Raw genomic sequence first — 9,204 nt, forward strand, 5'->3', positions numbered from 1 at the left:
GGTGGGGACGGCCGGGGGCGTGCCGTCGTGCCCCGCCCCCGCATCCGCGATCGCGCGACCCCGTCAGGCGGGCTGCTTCCGAAAGTCCACGATCGTCTTCAGGCCGGTCGTCGATCGGTAGTTGCCGAAGATGTCCACCAGACCGTCATAGTCGTCGAAGCTGTGCACCGTGGACAGCAGGCGCTTGCCGTCCACGATGCCCGACACCAGCATCTGCACGGCCGACTGGATGACGTTGGCCGTCTTGTGCATGGGGAACGCGCTGACGTCGAAGGGCGAGGCGCTGATGTTGATGCCCTTGGCGAGCATCAGCCAGGTGTCGAACCGCTGCATCTCCTGCGACGCGCCGTAGAGGACGTACCTGCCCTTGGGCTTCATCTTGCGCATGGCCACCCGGCGCGGGTCCTTCTCCTCGTCCTCGACGTGGACGGTGGGAAGGCAGTCGAAGACGTAGTCGAAGGTGTTCTCCGGCACCTCCTCGATCAGCTCGTCCGGCAGGTAGGCGCGCTCGGAGAAGTGCTCGATCGCGTGCTCGTTGCGGCGCGGGTTGGCGTCCACGGAGACGACCGAGGTAGGGGCGAGCAGTCGCTTGATGACGCTGCCGGCGATGATGCCGATCGGGCCGGTGCCCAGGATGAGCACCTTGTCGCCGATCTGGGGCGGGTTGCCGAGGATCGACCGCAGCGCGCCGGTGGTCGGCTCGATGAAGGACGCCTGGAGGTCGTCCAGGGCGTCCGGGACCTTGACCGCCGCCGCGCGGTTGTCGTCGAAGAAGTTGCGGTCGGCCCAGAAGACGTCCTTCTTGACCTCGCCCGAGAAGATCGGCCGCACCGTCCGGTACTCGGCGAAGCCCCCGAAGTCGGTCTGCCCCCAGTACACGATCCGGTCACCTAACCGGATATCGGGGTTGTCGAACTCCGGACCTATCTCCACGACCTTGCCGAGGTATTCGTGGCCCAGGATGATCGGATATTCGGAGGGGAAAAGATGACCCTCATAGAAGGAGATGTCGGTCGAGCAGATCGAGACGCACAGCGTCTGCATTAAAAGGCCGTCGGCCGGCGCCTCCGGCCGCGGGAGCTCGGCCAGGATGGTCTTGCGCGGAGCGATGAGCTGAACAGCCTTCATGGTGTGCATGAAACGTTTCCTGCCTTCCTCGATTGATGTGCGGAATCCATGGGGAGCACCGGTCGCGGGCGCCCCTATCGGCGCATCCGCAGTTCGCCGCCGAGCAGGTACTGGCCCACCATCTCGATGTTGGTGTGGGACAGCGTGATGTGCTTGGCCGCCGAATGGATGTCACGGAAGTAGCGTTCGAGCAGGTTGCCGGCGTAGACAGAACTGGTCCCCGCGAGCTTGAACAGGACGTCCACGGCCGCCGTGGTGTTCTCCGCGACGGTCGCGGCGCTGAGCCGTACCAGCGCGCTCAGCGGGTCGCCGCCCTTCTGGCCGTGCTCGGTGGCGTGCCAGGCGGCGTCGGCGAGCATCAGCCTGGCCGAGCGGACCAGGATCTCGGCCCGCGCCACCCGCTCCTGGACGACGTGGCCGGCGTCCAGCGTCTTGGAGGACGCGGCGGCGACCTTGGCGCGGGCGAGGTCCTTGAACGCGGTGAGCGCGCCCGCGGCCGTGCCGAGCACGGTGGAGGCCGAGCCGAACAGGCCGAAGTCGTAGTAACTGATGGCGTAGCCGCGCGCGGGGCGCTCGGGCGGCGGCAGGAACATCGCCGCGCCCTGGACCGTGTGGTCCTCGGGCACGAAGATCTCGTCGATCTCGTAGTGGTCGCTGCCGGTGCCACGCAGGCCCAGGGAGTTCCAGGTGTCCAGCATGCGGACCTCGGACTTGGGCACGAACGCCTGGCGCGTCTCCGGGCCGGCCGGGGTCATCCGGGGCTTGCCGCCGTCGGTGACCACGGCGGCGCACACCAGCCAGTCGGCGTGCGCGGAACCGCTGGCGAAGGCCCAGGTGCCGCTGAGCTTGAACCCGCCGGGCACCGCCTCGGCGCGGCCCGTGGGGTTGACCGAACCGACCACCAGGCCGGAACTGTCCGAAAAGAGCTTGTGCGCGGTGGCCTCCGGCAGGTAGTCCGACAGCCGGCCGATCGCCCCCTGCACCCCCATCTGCCAGGCCACCGACGGGTCGATGGCGGCGAGGGCCTGGAGTACGCGCGAGCCGGTGTCCAGGGTGACCTGCGAGCCGCCGAATTCGCGGGAAACCAGCATCCGATGGATTCCGGCGTCGCGCAGCGCCTCGAACACCGGCTGCGCCGAATGGCGCAGGCGTTCCGACTCGTCGCGGTGGCCTTCGATCACCGGGGCGATTTCGGCGACCTTTTGCAGCCATTGATCGGCTTCCCGGGACAGCGGGACCTCATCGATCAGGGCCGGGTGGTGGGACGGTTCTTTCATCTTCTGCCTCCTCGATCTCGGGAGAAACAGTAAAGGACCGTACGTATGTGCAACAACATACGTACAGTCCTTTGAACATCCAGTACGGCGCGAACTGAAGCCCCGCGGCGAAGCGGGCTATGCGTAGAAAAAGCGAGGTCGGGCCGCCCGCCGGTGTGCGGGGCGACCCGACCTGCATTCGCCGTTCGTCAGTATGAGATCTCCGGCAGATCGACCACCTGGCCGAGAGCGTCCTCGGCCCTGTCGTCCTTGGTCACCTCGTCCGCGAACTCCTGCCAGACGCGAATGCACTGATGGGCCGCGGCCAGGATCGTGTCCTTGGAGTGGGGCGGGATGCTGGCGATTATCTGATCGCGATGCATCGAGGCCAGCAGCCGGTTGTCCAGCATGCGCAGCAGCATCCGGCCCGTCTTGGTGAAGCGCAGCGAAGGGTCCCTGCTCAGCAGCGCGAGCGCGTCTCTGCGGACGCGGTGCTCGGTGTCGGCGCGCCTTCTGCCGTCTGGTTCACTGCGGCCGCCGGCCGTGACCGAAGCGCGGGCCGGGCCGTCGCCGCCGGCCCGGGAGGCGACCTTCACATGGCCGCCGCGCTGCCCGGACGGCACCGGGTCCTCATGGCGGGCCAGCCGGTTGCGCACGTCGCGCGCGGTCCCGGTGGAAACGCCGACCGCGGACGCTATCATGCGCAGCGACGCCTGCGGGTGCCTTTGGATGTATTCGGCGGCCCGCCTGCGCCCGGCCGCCGCGTCGATCGGGCGGACCCGCCCGTCCAGGCCCAGCCGGGTGTGCGAGTGCGGAATTTCTTCAGATGCACGTTTCCTGATCTCGGCGACGGTCTTCATGGACAGCCCGGCCGCCGCCGCCACCGCGCGGTCGGACCAGTCGGGATGGCTGATCAGGATGCGCTTGGCGGCCACCGACCGCTCCTTGGCCGACAGGTGCAGGCCGTGCCTGACGTTGGTCCGTACCGCGACCACGAAGGCGTCCTCGTCGCTGCCCTCGAAGAACCGGACATTGACCTCGGTGCGCCCCATCAGGACGGCGGCCCGCAGCCGGTGCACGCCGTCGATCACCCGCATGGTGGATCGATGCACGATGATCGGCGGCAGCGGGTCGGCCGCCATCAACCTGCGGACATGCTGCACGTCCATCTCTCCCAAGCGCGGCGAGTCGGCCGATCGCAGCACGCCCACGGGCACCATGACGACCCCCGTCAACCGTGGTGTGCCTCCACACGCCAGTTCATCACCATCCCCCGTCGATGTTCCACTGGTTTCCGCAAGGGCTCTGACAGGCATCACTGCTTCCCCTCTGCTGTGGCCCGCGTGCCTGAACGACGGCCGTCGGCGGCTGCACGCCGCTCATCCGTCACATCGTGAGTAGTGCGGTGTGACCCCGTTCGTCATGTGCGCGGCCGAGCGCGCCGTCGTCGCCGGAGAGCAGGGTCCGGTAGGCGTACGCGGCCGAGACCATGGTCATGTGGTGGTGCCAGCCCGGGAAGGAGCGGCCCGCGAAGTCGAGTACGCCGAAGTCCTTCTCCAGGTCCTTCATCACGGCCTCGGCACGTGCGGCGTGCCGGTCCAGGGCGAGTACGGCTTCCGCGGTCTGGTCCAGAATGCTGGTGATCCAGTACCGGCGGGTCCGGTGGTCGCCCCGCCACCACTGCGTGAGCAGCCGGTACGTCTGCGGCGCGCCGGGCAGCCGGACCGCTCTGGCGGCGATGGCCGGCCCCCGCGGGCTCTCCGCCGCCTGCGGCGGGTCCTGCCGCCACACCTCGCTCACCGTGGTCGGCCGGACGACCGTCGCCCGGCCCGCCGCCCGGAGCGAACCGGCGGCGGCCAGCACCGGGTGCGCGGCGCGCACCTCGATGACGAAGTCCATCCCGCGCGCGCTGAGTTCGTCGGCCAGCCTGCTGATGTCCATCCCGACACGCAGGTCCGCCACCAGCGGCGGCGTCGGGCCGGGCCGCCGGGCCCGCATCTGGTCGGCCAGTTCGAGCACGTGCATGCACAGCGGCAGGGCGGAGACGTGCCCGGGGATGCGGGCCCGCCGCCGGCGCTGCTCGTCGCCGCTCCAGGCCGGGTCCAGGAACAGGTGCCAGTCGACCGGCACGGCCTGCTCCTCGGAGGACAGGAACATGCCCACCGCGACCTGGCAGTTCAGCGTACGGCCGGCGTGCGGCACGAAACGGCGGTGTACGCCGACGGAATGCTCGCCCCTTTTGGGGATGCTCAATATCCCGGCCGCCCACGCGATCACCGGCATGGCCTCGCTGATCGACCTGCCCAACGCCTCTCTCGCCGGGGTCCAGTCCCATGGGCTGGAGTTGATGAACTGTTGCAGGCCATGGGAGGCGTTGAGGCCGGTGGCGGCGGCCCGTGCCATGTGCTGCAACGATTTCTTGCCCGGCACGTTGAGCAGCCCTCTCAGGTACGTGCGGGCCCATCGCCGCTGGTCGCTGCGCGGAAGGTAGCCGAAGACCTCCTCGATGAAGTCAGAGACAGAAATTCGCCTAATGGGCGCAAGGTCGACGCCTAGCCCCCACGGTTTTTTACTCTCCCCGTTCGGCATTTGCGGACATCCGTTCCGGTTAAGTCGCGCGTCAACGTCACAAAACTACCTACGCGAATGTTTGTTTGGACCATATGTCGGCATTTGTCGTGACGACTTTTGGACTTCGTGGCCTCAGCAGGGGGAACGCGGGCCGACGCAGTTCTGCCGCGTGTTGTCGAGGCGGGGGAGAATGTGTGTATAGCGCAGTTGAGGTGGCGCAACGCCGAATGCCGGGATACCCTGCGCAGGCACGTTGCCACGACCATCCCGCGCACTCACGCGGCGTCCTGCTCATGACGCTTCAGGCCCGCGGCTGCCGCTGGGCCGATATGTCCGGGCGCTGTACGCCGGGCTCCTGGGACCGGCCTCGGCTCGGCGCCCTGGCGCCGGGTTTGCAGGCCGGGGGTGGGTCCAGTGCCCTGATGCCGAGTCCCGTGCTCTGGCGGGCGGTGCCGGGGACCTGTGCCCGATGCCGGCCCTTGGCCTGGCATCAGGTCCGTTCCCTGCCACCGGGAGCGCTCGATGGTGGGGGCGCTCATCGTCGGGGCGTTCGGCCTCGCCGGATCACCGTTGATCCGTGCGGGCCGGGACCTGCCGGTATCGGCACGCCGGCCGCGCTCACACCGGGCCCTTTACTGCCGGGGCCCGGTACGTCCGACCGCGCCGCGCTCATGGCCAGGTCGCGTGTGCGGCCGGGAGCGCGGCGCGGGGATCGGGAGGTGACCGCCGGACACCATCAGGCCGAAGGTGTCCGGCGTCCGTCACGAGTGGACCGCGGAGGCGGGTGCCGGGTTCGCGGCGGCGGCCGCCGCGACCTTCCTCGGCAGGGTCAGGCTGACCAGCGCGCCGATGAGCATGCCCGCGGCCGTCAGCAGGACCGCCAGGGAGCCGCCGTCGGCGACCGCGGCCCGCAGCGCGGCCCCCGTCTGGCCGGTCACGGCCGCGTTGGCGACCGCGATCAGCACGGCGAGCCCGATGGCGTTGCCCAGGTTGAGGGACGTGGAGGCCAGGCCGTTGGCCACGCCCTGCTCCTCGCCCGCGACGCCCGTGGCGGCGGCGATCCACATGCCCGTCCACACGACGCCCTGGCCGAGGCTCAGCACGACTATGCCGGGCACGGTGGCCGCGAACCCCGACTGGTGGTCGAAGGCGAGGGCGAACGCGATCGTGCCGGCCACCCCCACCACGAAGCCGCCGAGCAGCGTCGCCCGGGTGCCGATCCGGCCGACCAGCCGTTCGCCGAGCTGGGTGCCGGTCGCGATGGCCACCGACGGCACGAGGAAGGCCAGGCCGGTCTCCAGCGCACTGAACTGGAACACGTTCTGGAGCAGCATGGTCATGAAGTACGGCAGCGCGCCGAACGTCCCCATGTAAAGGCCGGTGACACTGACGCCGACCACCAGGCTGCGATTACGGAACAACCGGAACGGCATGAGCGGGTCGCGGCTGCGCGACTCGATGATGGCGAACAACGCGAGCAGGATGACCGCCGCCGCCCCGGCGGCGAGGATGATCGGCTGGGTCCAGCCGACCTCCGGGCCCTGGACCAGCACGAAGACCAGCAGCGTGGCGCCGGCCGTGACGGTCAGCGCGCCGGGCAGGTCGAAGCGGCGCCGTTCGGTCGAGGGCTGGTCGCGCGGTACGACGGCCAGCGCCGCGATGGCGCAGATCCCGGCCAGCGGGACGTTGACGAAGAAGACCGCGGGCCAGCCGAAACTCTGGGTGAGGACGCCACCCAGCAGGGAGCCGACGGTGAGCCCGCTCGCGCCCGCGCCGCCCCACACGGCTAAGGCGCGGTTGCGCTTGGGGCCCTCCTCGAACAGCGTGCCGATCAGCGAGAGCGTCGAGGGCAGCAGCAGCGCGCCGCCGATGCCCTGGATCGCCCGCGCCGCGATGATCACCGCTGGGCTGGTGGCCAGCCCGCCGGCCAGCGACGACAATGCGTAGACGGCCAGGGCGAGCACGAAGATCCGGCGCCTGCCCAGCAGGTCGGCGGCGCGACCGCCGAGGAGCAGGAACCCTCCCGCGAAGACGACGTAGGCACTGACCACCCATTGCAGGGTCTGGTCGGAAAAGCCCAGGTCGGCGCCGATGTCGGGCAGGGCGACGTAGACGATGAAGATGTCCAGGGAAAAGATCAGTTGAGCCAGCGCGAACAGCGCCAGGCTCCAGCCGAGCCGGCCGTTGGCGGGCCGCCGGGCCGATGGGGCGAGTGGTGTGGACATGTGCGCGGCATTCCTTCGGGGTCTCTCAACACGATACGACTGTACGAGGACTTACGTATCACAAGTCATCTGTGTTTGGTATGAAAGTTCGCAGAGGGAAGTACAATCGACCTAGGTTGGAAGGATGAGTGCCCTGCACCCCACGCGTGACCAGATCCGCCTCGAAAACGTGCTGACCGCCCTCGGTAACCCCATGCGGCTGGCCGTGGTCCGCGTGCTTCTCGACAGCGGCGAGATGCCCTGCGGCGCGATATTGGACAACGTCTCCAAATCCACGATGACCCACCACTGGCGCGTGCTGCGCGACGCCGGGGTGATCTGGCAGCGTCCCGCCGGTAGGGAGAACCTGCTCTCCCTCCGCCGCGAGGACCTCGACGCCCGCTACCCCGGACTGCTCGACGCGGTGCTCAACGGGGTGCTGGCCGATTCGAGTGCGCTGCGGGAAGCATGATCGGCGCGAGCATGTCCCACAGCCGCCGCACGCGTTCGGCCGCCATGTGGCTCTTCTCGCGCGCGGTGGTCTGGTGGACGCCGAACAGCAGCCCGACCAGCAGGATGCCCAGCAGCTCCGGGTCCTGATCGGCGTCGATGCCGCCGCCGCGCTGCGCGTCGCGGATGAGGCCGGTCAGCGTGTCCAGCAGACTGGACTGAACGGTCGGGGGCCGTCCCTGCGCGTGCGCCTCGTCCCAGGTGAGGCGCAGGCCCGCGGAGAAGCACGCGTCGGACCCGAGTATGTCGATCAGCCCCAGCGTCAGATCGCGCAGCGCGGCCAGCGGCGGGCGGGACGGGTCGGCGGCCTGGCGCAGCAGTTCGTCCCAGGTGCGCTGGAACTTCTCCGTCAGCGCGGTCGCGAGGTGTGACTTGGACGGGAAGTGAGCGTACAGCGCGCCCTTGGAGAGGGAGGTGTGCGCCACGATGTCGTACAGGTTGGTCGCGGCGTAGCCGCGGGCGGCGAACTCCTCGGCCGCGGCCTCCAGGATGGCCTTGCGGGACCGGCTCGACCTCTCCTGCTGTTTCATGTTGTGAGCCCTTTCCCTGAGATCTGGTCGGCTACGGTCCTGTGCGGCGGTGGCTGGGGCGGCCGCCTAGGTCGGGGCGAGCGGCATGACGCGCCTTCCAGAAGCCTTGTGTGCGATTCCCTGCGCTGCGAACGATAATTTCCGAACTGCATTATTTGCAAGCCTGGTTACGGCTTACCGGCACAATTGTCAGTGATCGGCCGATGGCTCCTGAACGGCCTGCGTAACGCTCTCACCTGCATTTATCCGGTGCGGTGCGGGCTGGTGGACGGTGCGGGCGGGCCTATGCCATTCGATGGGATGACTGGTATATATGCTGGTCGCAGGCTGGTTTGTAAGCCGACTTGGCAAAGTCGCAGTGAGGTCCGGCTGATCGGGACGCTGTTGGAGGCGGTGCTTGTTGCGCGAATTATGACGCGACTTCGCACATACAGCGCCTTGGGTGTCAAACTGTTCCCGGTGTCTCTCGGCGGCAATGTCTTCGGCTGGTCGGCGAGCGCGGCCGAGTCGTTCAGGGTGCTCGACGCCTACGCCGCCGCGGGCGGAAACTTCATCGATACCGCCGACAGTTACTCGGCCTGGGCGCCGGGCAACCAGGGAAAGGTACGTGCCATCGCGGCCTCCGACATCACCCCGGAACGCCTGGAGGAGTCCCTTGCCTTCTCCGCCCGCGAGGGCCGCGCCCGGTACGTCGCCCTGTAGCCCCACTACAACCTGATGGAACGCGAGTTCTACGAGACGGCGATGCGACCGATCGCGCTGCGGCACGACCTGGCGGTCTTCCCCTACTTCTCGCCGGCGGCGGGGTTCCTCACCGGCAAGTACCGGGCGGGCACGCCCATCGACAGCGTGCGCGAACCGCGTGTCACCAAGTACCTGGGCACCGAGCGCGGTCAGCGGGTGCTCGCCGCCGTGGAGCGGATCGCGACCGACCGCGGCGCCCACCCGGCCACCGTCGCCATCGCCTGGCTCCTCGCCCGGCCCTCCGTCACCGCCCCCCTCGCC

9 protein-coding genes are annotated in these 9,204 nt (G+C 69.0%); 3 read left to right on the forward strand and 6 right to left on the reverse strand.

Annotation, left to right across the window (positions count from 1 at the left end; all coding sequences use genetic code 11):
- Positions 1–63: 63 nt before the first annotated feature.
- The 5 genes from C1I98_RS29800 to C1I98_RS29820 form a co-directional block, all read right to left on the reverse strand.
- The gene (locus C1I98_RS29800; RefSeq protein ID WP_199537306.1) at positions 64–1,128 is read right to left on the reverse strand and encodes a zinc-dependent alcohol dehydrogenase; all 1,065 of its coding nucleotides are present in this window, start codon (positions 1,126–1,128) and stop codon (positions 64–66) included.
- A 74-nt stretch (positions 1,129–1,202) separates the two neighbouring features.
- The gene (locus C1I98_RS29805; protein ID WP_111170724.1) at positions 1,203–2,405 is read right to left on the reverse strand and encodes an acyl-CoA dehydrogenase family protein; all 1,203 of its coding nucleotides are present in this window, start codon (positions 2,403–2,405) and stop codon (positions 1,203–1,205) included.
- Between the two features lie 188 nt (positions 2,406–2,593).
- A complete protein-coding gene (locus C1I98_RS29810) occupies positions 2,594–3,619 on the reverse strand; it encodes a ParB/RepB/Spo0J family partition protein (protein ID WP_158558226.1) in 1,026 nt (341 codons plus the stop codon).
- A 151-nt stretch (positions 3,620–3,770) separates the two neighbouring features.
- Positions 3,771–4,973, reverse strand: a complete 1,203-nt coding sequence (locus C1I98_RS29815) for an IS701 family transposase (protein WP_111170726.1) — start codon at positions 4,971–4,973, stop codon at positions 3,771–3,773.
- A 743-nt stretch (positions 4,974–5,716) separates the two neighbouring features.
- Entirely contained in the window at positions 5,717–7,180 is a 1,464-nt protein-coding gene (locus C1I98_RS29820) for an MFS transporter (protein ID WP_199537307.1), read from the reverse strand.
- 124 nt (positions 7,181–7,304) lie between these two features.
- Here C1I98_RS29820 and C1I98_RS29825 point away from each other — a divergent pair, with 124 nt between their 5' ends.
- Positions 7,305–7,631 (forward strand): ArsR/SmtB family transcription factor, encoded by a 327-nt coding sequence (locus C1I98_RS29825; RefSeq protein WP_111170727.1) that lies wholly within the window; start codon positions 7,305–7,307, stop codon positions 7,629–7,631.
- Here the strand turns inward: C1I98_RS29825 and C1I98_RS29830 are convergent.
- The gene (locus C1I98_RS29830) at positions 7,588–8,199 is read right to left on the reverse strand and encodes a TetR family transcriptional regulator (RefSeq protein ID WP_111170728.1); all 612 of its coding nucleotides are present in this window, start codon (positions 8,197–8,199) and stop codon (positions 7,588–7,590) included. The genes C1I98_RS29825 and C1I98_RS29830 overlap by 44 nt on opposite strands.
- 459 nt (positions 8,200–8,658) lie before the next feature.
- On the opposite strand from C1I98_RS29830, the gene C1I98_RS44485 reads away from it, so the two are divergent.
- Positions 8,659–8,901 (forward strand): aldo-keto reductase family protein, encoded by a 243-nt coding sequence (locus C1I98_RS44485; RefSeq protein ID WP_233508302.1) that lies wholly within the window; start codon positions 8,659–8,661, stop codon positions 8,899–8,901.
- A gap of 15 nt (positions 8,902–8,916) precedes the next feature.
- Positions 8,917–9,204, forward strand: a 288-nt coding sequence (locus C1I98_RS44490; RefSeq protein ID WP_233508303.1) for an aldo/keto reductase, incomplete at its 3' end; no start/stop codon positions are given.

Origin of the sequence: Spongiactinospora gelatinilytica, assembly GCF_003236385.1 — a bacterium.
In the GTDB taxonomy this organism is placed as follows: domain Bacteria; phylum Actinomycetota; class Actinomycetes; order Streptosporangiales; family Streptosporangiaceae; genus Spongiactinospora; species Spongiactinospora gelatinilytica.

Bases quoted from the DNA above. Each gene is read 5' to 3' on its own strand.
- C1I98_RS29830 (WP_111170728.1), bottom strand. From the start codon at position 8,199: ATGAAACAGCAGGAGAGGTCGAGCCGGTCCCGCAAGGCCATCCTGGAG.
- C1I98_RS29815 (WP_111170726.1), bottom strand. From the start codon at position 4,973: ATGCCGAACGGGGAGAGTAAAAAACCGTGGGGGCTAGGCGTCGACCTT.
- C1I98_RS29805 (WP_111170724.1), bottom strand. From the start codon at position 2,405: ATGAAAGAACCGTCCCACCACCCGGCCCTGATCGATGAGGTCCCGCTG.
- C1I98_RS29820 (WP_199537307.1), bottom strand. From the start codon at position 7,180: ATGTCCACACCACTCGCCCCATCGGCCCGGCGGCCCGCCAACGGCCGG.
- C1I98_RS29800 (WP_199537306.1), bottom strand. From the start codon at position 1,128: ATGAAGGCTGTTCAGCTCATCGCTCCGCGCAAGACCATCCTGGCCGAG.
- C1I98_RS29825 (WP_111170727.1), top strand. From the start codon at position 7,305: ATGAGTGCCCTGCACCCCACGCGTGACCAGATCCGCCTCGAAAACGTG.